This window comes from Streptomyces changanensis, from assembly GCF_024600715.1.
In the GTDB taxonomy this organism is placed as follows: domain Bacteria; phylum Actinomycetota; class Actinomycetes; order Streptomycetales; family Streptomycetaceae; genus Streptomyces; species Streptomyces changanensis.
On record NZ_CP102332.1, the window covers coordinates 786,547 to 802,702 of the forward strand.

12 protein-coding genes and 2 pseudogenes are annotated in these 16,156 nt (G+C 76.2%); 9 read left to right on the plus strand and 5 right to left on the minus strand.

The features are described 5' to 3' along the window. Nucleotides 1–36: 36 nt before the first annotated feature. The 5 genes from NRO40_RS03390 to mug all read left to right on the plus strand — a co-directional run bounded on the left by NRO40_RS03390 (nt 37) and on the right by mug (nt 5,522). Nucleotides 37–1,488 (plus strand): hemolysin family protein, encoded by a 1,452-nt coding sequence (locus NRO40_RS03390; protein ID WP_058941275.1) that lies wholly within the window; start codon nt 37–39, stop codon nt 1,486–1,488. Continuing rightward, entirely contained in the window at nt 1,485–2,501 is a 1,017-nt protein-coding gene (locus tag NRO40_RS03395; protein ID WP_058941274.1) for a hemolysin family protein, read from the plus strand. The genes NRO40_RS03390 and NRO40_RS03395 overlap by 4 nt, the downstream gene beginning before the upstream one ends. 36 nt (nt 2,502–2,537) lie before the next feature. Next, nucleotides 2,538–3,317 carry an SGNH/GDSL hydrolase family protein gene (locus NRO40_RS03400; RefSeq protein ID WP_058941273.1) on the plus strand — a complete coding sequence of 260 codons (780 nt, stop codon included), beginning with the start codon at nt 2,538–2,540 and terminating at the stop codon, nt 3,315–3,317. A gap of 203 nt (nt 3,318–3,520) precedes the next feature. Next, nucleotides 3,521–4,954, plus strand: a complete 1,434-nt coding sequence (gene purB / locus NRO40_RS03405) for an adenylosuccinate lyase (RefSeq protein ID WP_058941272.1) — start codon at nt 3,521–3,523, stop codon at nt 4,952–4,954. A gap of 19 nt (nt 4,955–4,973) precedes the next feature. Continuing rightward, on the plus strand, nt 4,974–5,522 hold the full coding sequence (mug, locus tag NRO40_RS03410; protein ID WP_058941271.1) for a G/U mismatch-specific DNA glycosylase: 549 nt from the start codon (nt 4,974–4,976) through the stop codon (nt 5,520–5,522). On the opposite strand, the gene NRO40_RS03415 is transcribed toward mug, so the two are convergent. Continuing rightward, nucleotides 5,500–5,934 carry a hypothetical protein gene (locus NRO40_RS03415; RefSeq protein ID WP_058941270.1) on the minus strand — a complete coding sequence of 145 codons (435 nt, stop codon included), beginning with the start codon at nt 5,932–5,934 and terminating at the stop codon, nt 5,500–5,502. The genes mug and NRO40_RS03415 overlap by 23 nt on opposite strands. Before the next feature lie 428 nt (nt 5,935–6,362). Here NRO40_RS03415 and NRO40_RS03420 point away from each other — a divergent pair, with 428 nt between their 5' ends. After that, nucleotides 6,363–7,520, plus strand: a complete 1,158-nt coding sequence (locus NRO40_RS03420; RefSeq protein ID WP_058941269.1) for an ROK family protein — start codon at nt 6,363–6,365, stop codon at nt 7,518–7,520. Nucleotides 7,521–7,730: 210 nt separating this feature from the next. On the opposite strand, the gene NRO40_RS03425 is transcribed toward NRO40_RS03420, so the two are convergent. Beyond that, the gene (locus NRO40_RS03425; protein WP_058941268.1) at nt 7,731–8,501 is read right to left on the minus strand and encodes a GntR family transcriptional regulator; all 771 of its coding nucleotides are present in this window, start codon (nt 8,499–8,501) and stop codon (nt 7,731–7,733) included. A 289-nt stretch (nt 8,502–8,790) separates the two neighbouring features. Between NRO40_RS03425 and NRO40_RS03430 the strand changes: the two genes are divergently transcribed. Then, nucleotides 8,791–9,708, plus strand: a complete 918-nt coding sequence (locus NRO40_RS03430; protein ID WP_079046909.1) for an alpha/beta fold hydrolase — start codon at nt 8,791–8,793, stop codon at nt 9,706–9,708. Nucleotides 9,709–9,807: 99 nt separating this feature from the next. Here the strand turns inward: NRO40_RS03430 and NRO40_RS03435 are convergent. Beyond that, nucleotides 9,808–10,179, minus strand: a pseudogene (locus NRO40_RS03435) (EamA family transporter); the annotation flags it as partial. After that, the gene (locus tag NRO40_RS03440; protein ID WP_232790997.1) at nt 10,080–10,595 is read right to left on the minus strand and encodes an EamA family transporter; all 516 of its coding nucleotides are present in this window, start codon (nt 10,593–10,595) and stop codon (nt 10,080–10,082) included. The gene NRO40_RS03440 and the pseudogene NRO40_RS03435, both read right to left, overlap by 100 nt. Before the next feature lie 137 nt (nt 10,596–10,732). Here NRO40_RS03440 and pdxR point away from each other — a divergent pair. After that, nucleotides 10,733–12,232: pseudogene (gene pdxR, locus NRO40_RS03445) on the plus strand (MocR-like pyridoxine biosynthesis transcription factor PdxR). Nucleotides 12,233–12,292: 60 nt separating this feature from the next. Here pdxR and NRO40_RS03450 read toward each other — a convergent pair. Continuing rightward, entirely contained in the window at nt 12,293–12,715 is a 423-nt protein-coding gene (locus tag NRO40_RS03450; protein ID WP_058941266.1) for a VOC family protein, read from the minus strand. Nucleotides 12,716–13,409: 694 nt separating this feature from the next. On the opposite strand from NRO40_RS03450, the gene NRO40_RS03455 reads away from it, so the two are divergent. Next, the gene (locus NRO40_RS03455; RefSeq protein WP_058941265.1) at nt 13,410–16,061 is read left to right on the plus strand and encodes a DUF7825 domain-containing protein; all 2,652 of its coding nucleotides are present in this window, start codon (nt 13,410–13,412) and stop codon (nt 16,059–16,061) included. Nucleotides 16,062–16,156: the final 95 nt, after the last annotated feature.

Genomic DNA, 16,156 nt, shown 5'->3' on the forward strand with positions numbered 1-16,156 from the left:
CCGCCCTCTGGGCGATCATGGGACGGAGGTGAACCGATGACGGAAGTGCTGCTGCTGCTCCTGGCGCTGCTGCTCGCGCTCGCGTGCGGGGCGTTCGTCGCGGCGGAGTTCTCGCTCACGACGGTGGAGCGGGGCGCGTTGGAGGAGGCGGTGGAGCGCGGTGAGCGCGGCGCCGCCGGGGCACTGCGGGCCGTACGGTCGCTGACCTTCCAGCTGTCCGGCGCCCAGCTGGGCATCACGGTGACCAACCTGGTCGTCGGCATGCTCGCCGAGCCGTCCGTGGCCCGCCTGATCAGCGGCCCGCTCCGCGACCTGGGCGTGTCCCCGTCGGTCGCCTCGTCGCTGGCACTGGTCATCGGCACGGCCCTGTCGACGGTCGTCCTGATGGTCGTCGGCGAGCTCGTGCCGAAGAACTGGGCCATCTCCTTCCCGCTCGGGGTCGCCAAGGTGGTGGGCACCCCGCAGCGGATCTTCAGCGCCGCCTTCAAGCCGCTGATCAGTCACCTGAACAACACCGCGAACCGCATCGTGCGCCGGCTGGGCATGGAGCCGGCGGAGGAGCTGGCGTCGGCCCGCAGCCCTCAGGAGCTGGTCGCCCTGGCCCGTCACTCGGCGCGCGAGGGCGCGCTGGAGCCGGACACCGCCGAGCTGTTCGTCCGTACGCTGAACCTCGCGGAACTCACCGCCGAGAACGTCATGACGCCCCGCGTGCAGGTCATCGCCCTGGAGGCGCGGGCGACGGCCGAGGACGTCGCCAACGCGACCCGGGCGACCGGTCTGTCCCGTTTCCCCGTGTACCGGGGCGTCCTGGACACCGTCATCGGCACGGCCCACATCAAGGACGTCCTGGCCGTGCCCGCCGGCCGGCGCCACCGGACGCCGGTGGTGGAGCTGCTGCGGGAGCCGGTGCTGGTGCCGGAGAGCCTCACCGTGGACCGGCTGCTCGATCGCATGTACGGCAGGGCCACGATGGCCGTGGTCATCGACGAGTACGGCGGCACGGCGGGCGTGGTGACGATGGAGGACATCGTGGAGGAGGTCGTCGGCGAGGTGCGCGACGAGCACGATCCGCACGAGACGCCCGACCTGCTGCGGGCGGGGGACGACGCCGACGGGCGCGCGCTGTGGTCCGCCGACGGCGCCGTCCGCACCGACCAGCTGCGCTCCCTGGGACTGAACGCGCCGGAAGGCCCCTACGAGACGCTCGCCGGACTGGTCGCCACGGAGCTCGGCCGCATCCCGGAGGTCGGCGACACCGTCGAGGTCGCCGGGTGGCTGCTGGACGTGGTCGACGCCTCGGGGCGCCGGGCGGCGCGCGTACTGCTGCACGCCCCGGCCGCAGAGGCCGCCGGGGACGCCGGGGACGCCGGGGACGACGAGACCCGCCGGGACGGTGGAGGCGGCCGGGACGACGGGGAGGGCGGGGACGGCGGCCGCCGAGGTGGCGCGCGGTCCACCGGCCGCACCGGGGGGAGGGCGGGACGGTGATCGTCGTCCAGTTGCTGGTGGGACTGCTCACCCTGGTCCTGAACGCCTTCTTCGTGGGGGCCGAGTTCGCCCTCATCTCCGTGCGCCGCAGCCAGATCGAGCCGCAGGCGGAGGCCGGTGACCGTCGGGCGCGCAGCGTCCTGTGGGGGCTGGAGCACGTGTCGGCGCTGCTGGCGGCGGCGCAGCTCGGCATCACGCTCTCCACGCTGGTCCTCGGCATCGTCGCCGAACCGGCCATCGCGCACCTGCTGGAGCCGTTGTTCGAGGCGGTGGGCGTGCCGCACGGCCTCGTGCACCCGATCTCCTTCGTGATCGCCCTGTCGGTCGCCACGTACCTCCACATGCTGCTGGGCGAGATGGTGCCGAAGAACGTCGCCCTCGCCGAACCGGTGCGCACGGCGCTGCTCCTCGGCCCGCCCCTGGTGGCGGTGGCGCGCGCGCTGCGCCCGGTGATCTTCACGGTGAACGCGTCCGCCAACGCGCTGCTGCGGCTGATGCGGGTGGAGCCGAAGGACGAGGTCGGGGCGACGTTCTCGGACGACGAGCTGGCCCGCATGGTGACCGACGCGGGAGACGCGGGCCTGCTGGACGACCGTGCCGCCGAGCGGCTGCACGACGCGCTGGAACTGGGCAGGCGCCCGGTGCGGGACGTGGTCATGCCGTTGGAGCGGGTCGTCTACGTGCAGCTGGGCGCCACGCCGGAGGAGGTGGAGGGGCTGGCCGCGCGGACCGGCTTCTCCCGCTTCCCGGTGGTGGACGCCACCCGCCGCATCCTGGGCTACCTGCACGTCAAGGACGCGCTGGACGTCGCCTCCCGTGACCTGCCCTTCCCGGTGGCGGCGATGCGGCCGATCGCCCGGGTCCGGGCCGCGACCCCGCTCGACGACGTGCTGACGGCGATGCGCCGCAGCCGTACGCACCTGGCCGCCGTCCTCGACGACGACGGCCGGCTCGCGGGGCTGGTCACCATGGAGGACGTGCTGCGCGAGCTGGTGGGCGGACCGACCGCCTGAGACGCCACACCGTCCGGACGGTACGATCGCTCCGCCATGGAGATGAATGCTACGTACACGAGTTTCGTCGCGGTGGGCGACAGCTTCACCGAGGGCATGTCGGACCTGCTGCCCGACGGCTCCTACCGGGGGTGGGCGGACCTCCTCGCGGCCCGGCTCGCCGCCCGCACGCCCGGGTTCCGCTACGCGAACCTGGCGGTCCGCGGGAAGCTGATCGGCCAGATCGTCGCCGAGCAGGTGGGGCCGGCGGCCGCGTCGGGCGCCGACGTGATCACCCTCGTCGGCGGGCTGAACGACACCCTGCGCCCGAAGTGCGACATGGGGCGCGTGCGGGGGCTGCTGGAGGAGGCGGTCGAGCGGCTCGCGCCGGCGTGCAAGCAGCTGGTCCTGATGCGCAGCCCGGGCCGCCGCGGCCCGGTGATGGAGCGGTTCCGCCCGCGCATGGAGGAGCTGTTCCGGCACGTCGACGACCTGGCCGCGCGGCACGACGCGCTGGTGGTGGACCTGTACGGCGCGTACGTGATGGGCGACCCGCGGATGTGGGACGTGGACCGGTTGCACCTGACGGCGGAGGGCCACCGCCGGGTCGCCGAGGCGGTGTGGCAGGCGCTCGGCCTCGACGCCGCGGAGGACTGGCGGGCACCACTGCCGCCGGACCTGCCGGGCCCGTGGGCGGACCGCCGGCGTGCGGACCTGCGTTTCGCGCGGCAGCACCTCGGCCCGTGGATCGGCCGGCGGCTGACGGGCCGCTCCTCCGGTGACGGCCGGCCCGCGAAGCGCCCGGACCTGCTGCCGTTCGAGGAACCGACGGCGTAGGGCCGCCCGGCGGCAGCGGCGGCGGTCGCGGCGGCGGGCCAGGTGACCGCGGCGGACGGGTGCGTGCCGGAGAGGCGGGGCGGGATGTACGGCCACGGGGTGCGGGCAGGGGGTGCGCGCGCGAGGGTGGCGTGCGTCTCGTAGCAAGGCACGAGCCGGGCCGCCGCGCCGACCTGCACGAACCGCCAGTAGAATCCGTCCACGTGACTGCAAAGCCTCGCATCCCCAATGTCCTCGCCGGCCGCTACGCCTCCGCCGAGCTCGCCGTCCTCTGGTCCCCCGAGCAGAAGGTGAAGCTGGAGCGCCGGCTGTGGCTCGCCGTGCTGCGTGCCCAGAAGGACCTCGGGATCGAGGTGCCGGACGCCGCCCTCGCCGACTACGAGCGCGTCCTCGACCAGGTCGACCTCGCGTCGATCGCCGAGCGGGAGAAGGTGACGCGGCACGACGTGAAGGCCCGCATCGAGGAGTTCAACGACCTCGCGGGCCACGAGCAGGTCCACAAGGGCATGACGTCCCGCGACCTGACGGAGAACGTCGAGCAGCTCCAGGTCCGGCTCTCCCTGGAGCTCGTGCGCGACCGCACGGTGGCGGTCCTCGCCCGGCTCGGCAAGCTGGCCGGCGAGCACGGCGAGCTGGTCATGGCGGGCCGCTCGCACAACGTCGCCGCGCAGGCCACGACCCTCGGCAAGCGCTTCGCGACCGCGGCGGACGAGCTGCTCACCGCGTACGCGCGGCTGGAGGAGCTGCTGGGCCGCTACCCGCTGCGCGGCATCAAGGGGCCGGTCGGCACCGCGCAGGACATGCTCGACCTGCTCGGCGGCGACGCGTCGAAGCTGGCGGAGCTGGAGCAGCGGATCGCCGGGCACCTGGGCTTCGCCCACGCCTTCACCTCGGTCGGCCAGGTCTACCCGCGTTCGCTGGACTACGAGGTCGTCACCGCGCTGGTGCAGCTGGCGGCCGCCCCGTCGTCGCTGGCGAAGACGATCCGGCTGATGGCCGGGCACGAGCTGGTCACCGAGGGCTTCAAGCCCGGCCAGGTCGGTTCCTCCGCCATGCCGCACAAGATGAACACCCGCTCCTGCGAGCGCGTCAACGGCCTCATGGTCATCCTGCGCGGTTACGCGTCGATGACCGGCGAGCTGGCGGGCGACCAGTGGAACGAGGGTGACGTCTCCTGCTCGGTGGTGCGCCGGGTCGCGCTGCCCGACGCGTTCTTCGCGCTCGACGGGCTGCTGGAGACGTTCCTGACCGTGCTCGACGAGTTCGGCGCCTTCCCCGCGGTCGTCGCCCGCGAGCTGGACCGGTACCTGCCGTTCCTCGCCACCACCAAGGTGCTGATGGCGTCGGTGCGCGCCGGCGTGGGCCGCGAGGTGGCGCACGAGGCCATCAAGGAGAACGCCGTCGCGTCGGCGCTGGCCATGCGCGAGCAGGGCGCCGAGCGCAACGAACTGCTCGACAAGCTCGCCGCCGACGACCGCATCCCGCTGGACCGCGCGCAGCTGGACGCGGCGATGGCGGACAAGCTGTCGTTCACGGGCGCCGCCGCCGACCAGGTCGGCGCGGTGGTCGCCCGGATCGAGGAGATCGCCAAGCGGCACCCGGAGGCCGCCGGTTACGTCCCCGGTGCGATCCTCTGACACGGGGCACACGACCCGTATGACACCTGAGGAACTCCAGGCCGCCCGTGACCGCGTCGTCCCCGACGTGGTGGCGGGCGGTCTGTCCGTGCTCTTCTGCGGCATCAACCCGGGGCTGATGTCGGCGGCGACGGGCCACCACTTCGCCCGCCCCGGCAACCGCTTCTGGCCCGTGCTCCACCTGTCGGGGTTCACGCCGCGCCGGCTGGTGCCGGCCGAGGAGCGCGAACTCCTGGCGTACGGGCTGGGCATCACCAACGTCGTGGCGCGGGCGACGGCCCGCGCGGACGAGTTGACGGCGGAGGAGTTCCGCGAGGGCGGCCGGACCCTGACCGCCAAGGTGGAGGAGCTGAGTCCGCGCTGGCTGGCGGTCGTCGGCATCACCGCCTACCGCACCGCCTTCGGGGAGCCGAAGGCGGTGATCGGACCGCAGGAGCGGACGATCGGTGACACCCGGATCTGGGCGCTGCCCAACCCCAGCGGTCTCAACGCGCATTGGACGGCGGCGACGATGGCGGAGGAGTTCGCCCGGCTGCGCGTCGCCGCTACGGCGGATCGGTCTCGGTGACGACGGCGAGCAGCTGGTAGGGCAGCTCCCGGTCCCACTGCGAGACGCCGAGTGCTATCCAACGGCCGTCCGCCCGCCACAGGTGGACGTCGGGGACGTGGGCGGCGAGCCCGCCCCACGGCTCGGGGAGCTCCTCGCCCCGCGCACCCCGCAGGAACACCGACCAGAGGGCGAACACCTGCGGCTCCCCCCACCGCTCGCTCAGACACGCCGCGAGGGCGTCGCGCTCCGCCTCGTACTGCTCCGCCACCTCCTCGGCGCGGCCGGGGTCCTCCCAGAAGTCCTCGCTCGTGGCGAGCTCGGCGACGTGGTAGCCGGGGCCGCTGCCGCCCGCGTCCGACCGCCCGCGCTGCCCGGGGAAGGGGCGGCTGCGCAACAGGTCGATGGTCGCCAGGTGTCGGGCCGTGGTCATGACTCCAGTAAACCGGCCCCCACTGACAATTGGCGGCGCGTCAGGACGCCCGCACAGCGACCCGCCCCCCGGCCCGCTCGCGGTACCGCGCGCTCCCGCATGGTCCGTGTGGTCGCGTGGTCCGTGTGGTCGCGCGTGGCTCCGTGCCGGGACGGTCGCGGCTCCCCCCGCCCCCGGCCACCCGGCACCCTGGGCACGGATGGGCTCCGCGGGGGCGGCGCGTCGGGTGCCGTGGGGCGGCGCGGGGGGGGCGGCCGCCGCGGGCCACGATGTGGGCCGTCGGGGAGGTACCGGCGGTGCGGCCACCGGCACGGACCGCGGGCGGCGGCCGGGCGGGGGCCGCCCGGTGCGGACGGCCCGCGCTCGCCGCTCCACCCGGCATTGAGTACGATCCGGCAGACACGCGGCACGAGCTGGGAGGACAGACGGTGGGGCGACTTACCGGCGGGGACCCGTCGCTGCTGCGGCGGATCAACTCCGCGGTGGTACTCCATGCGCTGCGCGGCGGTGACGCCCGCACGCTGACCGACCTCACCCGTCTCACGGGCCTCTCGCGTCCGACGGTGGAGGGGGTGACCGAGGGGCTGATCGAGGCGGGTCTCGTCATCGAGGCGGGCCCCGAGGAGGGCGAGGTACGGCGCCAGGGCCGACCGGCCCGCCGGTTCCGCTTCCGTGCCGAGGCGGGGCACCTGCTGGGCATCGAGATCGGCCCCCACCGGGTGGCCGCGCTGCTGTCCGGACTTGACGGCCGGATCATCGGGGCGGGCACGCGGGAGGTGTCCGAGACCGCGTCGGCCGACGAGCGGCTGGAGCGGGTCCGCGCGGCCGTCGCGGACGTGCTGCGCCGCACCGGTGTCGCGCGCGGCACCCTGCGGGCGGTCGGCGTGGGCACGCCCGGGATCGTCGAGGCGGACGGCAGGGTACGGCTGGGGACGGCGCTGCCGGGGTGGACGGGGCTGGCGCTGGGCGAACGGCTGAGCCGGTCCTTCCGCTGCCCGGTGCTGGTGGAGAACGACGCCAACGCCGCGGCGGTCGCCGAGCACTGGAAGGGCGCCGCGATCGACTCCGACGACGTCGTGTTCGTCCTGGCGGGGCTCAGCCCGGGCGCCGGGGCGCTGATCGGCGGGCGGCTGCACCGGGGGTTCGGCGGGGCGGCCGGGGAGATCGGCGCGCTGCACCTGCTCGGGCGCGGCGCGACCCCCGAGACGCTGCTGTCGACGACGGACGAGCCGCTGCACCCGCTGGACGAGCACGCGGTGGCCGAGGTGTTCGCACGGGCGCGGCGGGGCGACGCCGGGGCGCTGGCGGCGGTGGACCGGTTCACGCAACGGCTGGTGCACGACGTGGGCGCGCTGGTGCTGGCGCTCGACCCGGAGCTGGTCGTGGTGGGCGGCTGGGCCGCCGGCCTGGACGGGATCCTGCCGCCGCTGCGGGAGGAGTTGGCGCGGTTCTGCCTGCGGCCGCCGCGCGTGGCGCTGTCGCTGCTGGGCGAGGCGGCCGTGGCGACGGGAGCGCTGCGACTGGCCCTGGACCACGTGGAGGAGCAGTTGTTCGCCGTGGAGGGCACGGTCACCGCCCGGCGCTGACCGCACCGGCGGCCTGGCGGTGGGTGTCCGCACGCGGTGACCGCGGAACGGCCCGGCCCGGGACGCGCGGGCGTCCGGGCCGGGCCGGAGTCGTACGGCGTCGCCCACGGGTCGGGCGTGGGGTCCTTCGGACGTGGCTCGAAGGGCCCCCGTGCGTGGGCGGGGAAGGGCCCCCTCGAGCGTGGCCCGGAAGGGCCCCTCAGGCGTGGTTCAGGAGGCGATCCGGAGGTCGCCCGCGTCGCCGAAGGTCAGGCGGCAGGTGTCGGCGCGGTAGGTGGCGACGGAGACCGCGGCCGTGCGGCCTCCGGAGAGGTACCGCGTGGTGACGACGAGGACCGGCGCGCCGGGGAGGCGGTCGAGCTCCTTGGCGTCGTCCGCGCGGGCCGAGCCCAGCTCGACGGCGCGGTCCTGGCCCTCCAGCGGCAGCCGCTCCAACTCCCGCAGCACGCGGCGCGCCAGGGCGGTGCCGCTCTGCGTCCCGGGCACCACCAGGCCGGGCACCGAGGAGGCGGGCACGTACAGCTGCTCCGCCGCGACGGCCTGGCCCTGCGTCGCCCGCAGCCTGCGGACCACGTACACGGGACCGTCGGCGTGCGCGGCCCCACCGGTACCGGCGTCGGACTCGGCGTCCAAGAGGCGCAGGACGGCGACGGGCGGCTCAGCGGCGGCGCAGTCGACGGCCTGCCAGCTGTCGTCGCCCGCGGCGGGCCAGCGGTGCCGGGCGGTGGAGACGTCGACGCCGACGCGCGGCGGGGCGACGGTCGTGCCGACGCCGCGGCGGCGCTGCAGGCGGCCCTCCAGCTCCAGCTGTTCGAGCGCCTGGCGGAGCGTGGCGCGCGCGACGCCGAAGCGCGCGGCGAGCTCGCGCTCGTTGGGCAGGATCTCCCCGACCTGGAACTCGGAGTCGAGCGCCTCGCCGAGCACGGTCTTCAGGTGCCAGTACTTGGGCTCCGGCACCGTTTCCAGCTGCGTGGTCCCCACCCTGATCCTCCGCGATCGCCGTGTACCGGACGACTTTTCCTCGGCCTTGTTTATTAAAGGACCCTGCACTATCCCTGTGACCATAGGACGGGGCACCCGCTTGGTCAAGACCAATCGTGGCCGAAGCGGGGAACGCGGCGGCGGGGCGTGGCCGAGCTGCGGCCGAACAGGGGGCTACCGCCCGGTAATCGCGGCTGACAAGCTGTCCGCACGAAGCGGGGCGGGCATCGGGCCGTGCCCGGCGGGCGAGCGTCCGCGGGGCCCGCCCGGCGGACACAGGGAGGGTGACGTGGCCGCGGAGGTCTCGTTCACGGTGGACACGCCGCGGGGGCCGCGTGCGCTGTCCGTGCGGTACGAGCGCAGGGGTGCAGGGGAACCCCTCCTGCTGCTGCACGGGATAGGGATAGGGCACCACTGGCAGGCGTGGGAGCCGGTGCTGGACGTCCTGGCTCGCGAGCGGGACGTGATCGCCGCGGATCTGCCCGGGTTCGGGGCGTCGGGGGCGCTGCCCGACGGACTCGCGTACGGGCCGGCGACGGTCGTGCCGGCCCTCGGGGCCCTCTGCGCGGCGCTGGGGGTCGACCGTCCGCACGTGGCGGGCAACTCCCTGGGGGGCCTGTTGGCGCTGGGGATGGGCCGGGCCGGGCTCGCCCGGTCGGTCACGGCGCTGTCGCCGGCCGGATTCTGGTCGGAGGGCGAGCGGAGGTACGCGTTCGCGACCCTGCGGGTGATGCGGCTGGTCGCCCGCGCGCTGCCGGTGCCGCTCATCGGGCGGCTGTCGCGGTCGGCCGCCGGGCGGGTGGCGCTGACCGGCGCCGTCTACGCCCGGCCCGCCCGCCGCTCGCCGGAGGCGGTGGTCGCCGAGACGCCGGCACTGCGCACGGCCGCCGGCTTCGAGGAGACGCTGGCGGCCGGGCGGGGCGTACCGTACCGGGAGGACGTGCCCGGCGTGCCCGTGACGATCGCCTGGGGCACGCGGGACCGCCTGCTACTGCCGCGGCAGGGCGTCCGCGCGCGGGGCGTGCTGCCCGGGGCCCGCCTGGTGCGGCTGCCGGGGTGCGGGCACGTGCCCATGCACGACGACCCGGCGCTCGTCGCGCGCGTCGTCCTGGACGGCAGCGGCGGCCGGGCCGGCCGCCGGGCCCACCCTGGTCGCGGCGCCGCGGCTCCCGACACCACGGCCGTGGAGGGCCCGGCGCACCCCTGACAGACCGCGCGGGACGACGCCCGTGAACACTCCGGAGCCGAACGCCACCCCGGCGCCCACGAGGGCGCTGCCCACCGCCTGGACCGGTCCGTACGAGCCGGCGGCCACGAGCGGCGCGGTGAGCGCGGCGGACACCGGGATCAGACCGGAGAAGAGCGTCGCCCGCTCGGCGCCGATCCGCTGCACGCCCATGTACCAGCAGACGAACCCGACGACCGTGACGACGACGGCCTGCCACAGCAGCGCCACCGCCTCCGCCGGGGCGGGGAGCCGCAGGGCGTCCGCCCCGCCGGTGACCGTGGCGAGCAGGGCGGACTCCACGGCGGCGACCCCGCACACCGTCGCCGCCAGCAGCCTCGGGCCCAGCGGCTTCAGGACCGGGACGGCCAGCACCGCGAAGCCCACCTCGCCGGCGAGGGCGCACACCGAGAAGAGCACGCCGGCCACGTCGGTGCGCCCCCACCCCTGCACGGTGAGGGCACCGACGGCGACCAGCACCGACCCGTACAGCACGGGCCGCGCGGGCCTGCGGCCTCCAGGAGCGGTACCAGGACGGCGACCACGACGGGCGCGCAGCCGACGAGGACGCCCGGCACGGCCGGCTCCGCGGTGCGCTCGGCGGCGAGCACCGCGAGGTTGAAACCGACCATGCCGATGGCGGCCAGGGCGGCGAGGCGGACCCACGAGGCGGCGGACAGGGCGCGCAGGGGCGCCGGTCCGCCACGACCCGACAGGGGCAGGAGGAGCAGGCAGGCGAGCCCGTACCGGAGGGCCTGGCCGCCCGCGTACGGGTAGGAGCCGAGGACGCTGTTGGCGGTGAAGGAGGCGCCGACGAGGACGCAGGCGAAGGCCGCGAGGAGGGCGCCGCTCCGTGAGGTGGCGGTCATGACGTCGACGCTAGGGAACGTGGTTGTCCTGCTTGAGGACCACTTTCCTCCTTTCTTCGGGGACCACTTTCTGCTCGGCAACCTAGTGCGCGGCACTGACAACGCCCGCCGGCGCGGCGCCTTGTAGGGTCCCGGTCATGTCGGTACGCGAAGAGGGAGGCGGAACATGGGAGTTGCTGGCCCCGGCGGCGGCCGCGCCGGCCCGCGGACGGGGCCGCGCCCTCCAGGAGTCCCTGCGCGGCGCGGTGCGCTCCGGGCGGCTCGCGGCCGGGACGCGCCTGCCGTCGACCCGGGAGCTGGCGGCCGAACTGGGGGTGTCGCGCGGGCTGGTGACGGAGGCGTACGAGCAGCTGACCGCCGAGGGGTACCTGCGCAGCGCCCGGGGGGCGGGGACGTGGGTCGGTGACGCGGTGCGCGCGGCCGCGCCGGGCGGCGTGCGGGACCTGGCACCGCACTCCCCCGGCGTGCGCGTGGACTTCCGGCCGGGGGTCCCGGACCTGTCGCTGTTCCCGCGCGCGGCGTGGGCCGCGGCGTAAAAGACGGCGCTGGGCGGGCTGGCGCACCGGCAGTTCGGCTATCCGGACCCGCGCGGCCTGCCGGAGCTGCGGACCGCCCTGGCCGCGCTCCTGACCCGGCGGCGGGGCGTGGTGGCGGACCCGGAGCGGCTGGTGGTGTGCGCGGGTGTGGCGCAGGCGCTGACGTTGGTGGGGGCCGTCCTGCGGGAGCGCGGTGAGCGGTCGGTGGGGGTGGAGGATCCGGGCAGCCCCCACCACGGCACGCTCTTCGCGGCGGTCGGGCTGCGCGCCGTCGGGGTGCCGCTGGACTCCGAGGGGCCGGAGCCGGCGGCGCTGGCCGCCTCGGGCGTCCGGGCGGTCGTGACGACACCGGCGCACCAGTTCCCGCTGGGGATCGGGTACTCGGCGGGGCGGCGAGCCGCGCTGCTCGACTGGGCGCGCGGCGTGGACGGGTGGGTGGTCGAGGACGACTACGACGGCGACTTCCGCTACGACCGGGAGCCCGTCGGCGCGCTGCAGGGGCTCGACCCGGAGCGGGTCGTCCACACCGGTTCGGTGAGCAAGTCGCTCGCCCCGGGGCTGCGGCTGGGATGGCTGCTGCTGCCGGAGTCCCTGGCGGAGGCCGTGGTCGAGCGGAAGCGGATGGCGGACCTCGGCTATCCGGTGCTCGACCAGGCGGTGTTGGCGGACTTCGTCACGCGCGGCGGCTACGACCGGCACCTGCGACGGTGCCGCAGCGCGTACCGCGAGCGACGGGACGCCCTGGTGCGCGCGCTGGCGGCGGACCTGCCGGGCACGGAGGTCAGCGGCATCGCCGCGGGACTGCACGTCATCGCGCGCGTACCGGCGCGGTACGGGCCGGCGCCCGTCCTCCTGGAGCGGGCGGCCGCGGCGGGCGTCGGGCTGCGCGCGCTCACCGACTACGGCACGGACCGGGACGATGCCTGCGGACGCCCCGCCCGTGGCGCGGGCGGAGGCCCCGCCCGTGGCGCGGGCGGAGGCACGGGCCGGGGCGGTGTGGCGTTGGTGCTGGGGTACGCGCACCTGGCCCCGGCGGACATCGCGCGCGGCGTCCGCACCCTGGCGGAAGCCGTGCGCGGGAGGGGGCCGGGCGCCCCTTAGGTCGGTACGGAAAGGCCCGCGTGGCCCGGCGGGTGGCCGACGCCGCTCTCCGGACCGGACCTACGGAGCGTCGGGGGCATTGGTCCAGGCGCGCTCGCACAGGACGAGCCGGTAGCCGTCCGGGTCCTCGACGGTCACGCCCCACTCGTTCCAGTACGGGTTGGGGGAGGTGACGCGGCGGCCCCCGTGCGCCTCCAGACGGGCGACGAGGTCGTCGGGGACGGGCTCCTCCAGGTACAGGACGAGGAGGTCCTCGTCGGTGGGGCGCGCCTCGGCGTGGCGGTCGGGGGCGCCGACCAGTTCGAGGTGCCAGGAGGCCCCGGGCAGGCCCAGCATCAGCAGGTCGTGGGCACCGGGCTCGCCGTCTGCGGGCTTGCGGTACACGACCCGCAGGCCGAGCCCGTCGGTCCAGAACCGCTCGGCGGCCCCCAGGTCACGCGACGGGCGGGCGACACGGACGTGGGTGCGGGCGTGGACGGACACGGGTTCCTCCTGGTGTGCCGGTCTGCGCCGGCGGGGTGGGGGGCGTGGTGGGAGCGTAGGCCGCGGGCACGCGGCCGGTCGATCGGCCCTTCGGCCTCGGCCCCCAGTCGCCCGTCCCCGGTCGCCGGTCCCCCGTCCCCGGTCGCCGGTCGCCCGTCCCCGGTCGCCGGTCTCCGGTCGCCGATCCCGCTCCGGTCGTACGGGGAGGGGGCGGGGCCCGTGTGCGGTCGGAGGTCCTCCGCCGCGGGTCCCGGCCGGTGCCACGGGCCGCCGGGCGTAGGGCGGTTGGCGCCCGGGCGGCGCTGTCAGTGGCGGGGCCTACGGTCGGAGGCATGACGCGACCCGTTCGGGCACTCGCCCACGCACACCCGCCCGTCCTGGATTCCTCACGCCCGGGGCGATCGCTCCGCCCGGAGACGTCGGGCGGGCCCATCCCGCACGGGACCGCCGGCCCCGAGACGCGCCCCCGGTTCTCCTCCGGTCGGCTGCCGCCTCCTCGGACACCGGCGCGGACTCCGCTCGCCGTGGCCGACGCCGCCGCGGGTGACCGCCGCCACCGGGTGCGGGAGGCGGACGGCGCCCCCGGCCGCACGTGCCGGTGGTGGGCGGAGCACCCGGCCGGGCACGGCCCCCGCGATCTCGCGCCCGGGGTGCGGACGGCGCGCCGCGGGACGACGGTCGGCGGGGGTGCGCGGTGACGGAGCTGCTGGACGTGGTGCGACAGGGCCGGTTCCGGGACGTGCCCGGGCTGGTGAGGGAGCTCGCCCCGGCGGACCGGGCCGCCGCGCAGAGCGGGTTGAAGGCGCTGCGCGCGGAGGTGCGCGACTGGGGCTGGGACCGCTGGGACGAGGGGTGCGCCGTCCAGCGGGCCCTCCTCGTGGCGGGTGCCGCCTGCCACGGCGACGCGGCCGCGGCGGGCGCGTGGATCGCCGCCCGCGACCTCCGGCGCTGGGTACCGGTCCCCTACGAGCAGGTGCTGGAGGCGGTGGCCGACCGGGACCCGGCGTGGCTGGGTGACGTGGCGCACCGGCTCGCGGGCCGCTCGGCCACGGCGCGGGACGACTACCCCCTCATCCGCGAGCTGGTACGGCGCGCGGGGTGCGCGGTGCCGAAGACGGACGGCTACGTGTACGGCTGGGTGGACTCGCTGTCGCGGCGCGGGGCGCGGCCGGACCTGGCGTCCGACCCGCAGGCGCCGGACCTGGTGCCCCGCCTGTTCGAGACCGCGGAGGCGGCCGAGGGCCTGGTGTGGCGCAAGGACTGGACGGAGGCGCTCGTGGCGCTCCCCGCCGCCGGCACCGTCACCCGGCCGGTCCTCGTGGACGGGTGCGTGTCGCGGCTCCTGCGCGGCGGCCGGCAAGGCGACGTGCGGTTCTTCCTCGGGCTGTTGTCGGCCCTGGAGCTCACGGCGGACGAGGAGCGGGCGCACACGGCCGACTGGGCGGCATTGGCGGCGGACGCCCCGTCGACGGTGGCGGGGTACGCCCTGGAGGTGCTGTCCCGGCTGGCCGCGTCCGGTCACCTGCCGGTGCGGCAGGCCGCCGAGGCGGCCGCCTCGGTGCTGTTCCGCACGGAGAAGAAGCTCGTGCGCGCCCAACTGTCGCTGCTCGACCGGATCCTGCGGGACGACCCCGGCGCGGCCGGGGAGCTGCTGCCGGTGGTGGCCGAGCTGTTCGGGCACGAGGACACCGACGTGCAGGAGCGGGCGGTGAAGCTGGTGGGCCGGCACCTCGGCGCGGTGGACGCGGACGTGCGCGGCGCCCTGGCCGGTACCGCCGTCGAGCTGCTGAGCCCCGTGCACCGGGACCTGGCGGCCCAGGTGTTCGGCGGGCTGCCCGCGCCGGCCGGTACGGACGGCCCGTACGAGGAGTTGCTGCCGCCCGCCCCGGAGCGGCAGCGCGTGGCTCCGGCCGCGGGGACGCTGCCGGAGCTGGTCGGGCACCTGGCCGTGGCGCTCCGCCCCGGTGAGCCGGACCCGATCGACGACGAGCGGGTGCTCGACGGGCTCGTACGCCACGCCCACGCGGACCCGGACTCGCTGCGCGAGGCGGTGACGGCGCTCCTGCCGGGTGTGTGGTGGCGCGACGAGACACGGCTCGGTCCGCAGCGGCTGGACGGGCTGCACCTGGTCCTGGCCGCGCTGCTGGGCCGGGTCGACCCCGGGGACCTGCGTCGCGCGCTGCGGCGGGAGGCGGCACCGGAGGCGTGCGTTCACGACCGGCTCGCGCACGTCCGGCTCGCGCGGACACGGGAGGTGGCACTGCGGGTGCGGACCGAGCCGCTGCCCTTCCTGCTGGCCACGCCCACCTGGCACACGGGGTCGGTGGACGCCGCCGAGCTGGTCGCGCGGCTGGCGGAGTACCGGCGGCTGGACGTGCGGCCCGCGGAGTGCGACCTCGCGCAGGCCCTGCTGCGCGTCGAGCGGAGGGGCCCGGGGACGGCCGCGGCCGCTGAGGCGGCGGCCGCGCTGGGCACGCCGGCGGGAGAGCGCCTCGCCGCCGCCCTGCTGGAGGGCCGGTCGGGGTACGGGCCGGGCACCCGGGTCGTCGTCGAGGTCGCGCGGCCCGCCCGGGCGCGGGACGTGAACCGCCCGCCCGTGGTCGGCGCGGCCGTGACGACGCCGGAACCGCCCGGGATGCGGCAGTGGTTCCCGCCGGGGCTGCGGGCCCTGGCGCGGCCGTTCGCGGGTACGGACGACGGCTGCCACTGCTGGGGGACGGTGAGCGGGCACCTGTTGACGGTGCTGCCCGAGGACCGGGAGACGCTCGCGGCGTGGCTGCTGCCGCAGGTCACGCGCGCCGTCGACGACGAGGGGCGGGACGGCGCGCGGTTCCTGCCGGCCCTCGCCGAGGCGGGCGGGGAGGCGGGACCCTCGCTGCACCTCGCGCTGGCGTGCGGACTCGGCGCGCGGCACTCGGAGGACCGGCTCGCCGCCGTCGACGCGCTGCTGGTGCTGGCGACGCGCGGGGAACTGGACGCCGGCCGCCTCGGCCGGGACCTCGCGGAGCTGGTCCGCCTCGGCACGGTGAAGGTGAACCGGCTGGCCGACGCCGTGCGCACCGCCGCGGCGACGGGCGCGTACGCGACGGTGTGGACGGTACTGGCGGCCGCGCTGGCGCCGCTCCTCACCGGTGGTGAACCGCCGCGCGGTCTGGGCGAGGTGCTGGCGGTGGCCGCGGACTGCGCCGAGCGGTGCGGTGACGCCCGGCACCTTCCCGGCGGGCCGCCGGAGGGGCTGGCCGGGACGGCGGCGCGGCGGGGGTCCTCGCGACTCGTCGTCCAGGCGAGACGGCTCGCGGGGGCACTGGAGATACCGGAGCGGCGACCGGCGCGTCGATCGACATAGCCGCAAACTGCAAAAATCAACCATTAAACATGCAGATCCATGCTTAACCAGGCAGTCACAAAGCGTTCGTGATCGCGCAACACCAGTGCGCGAGA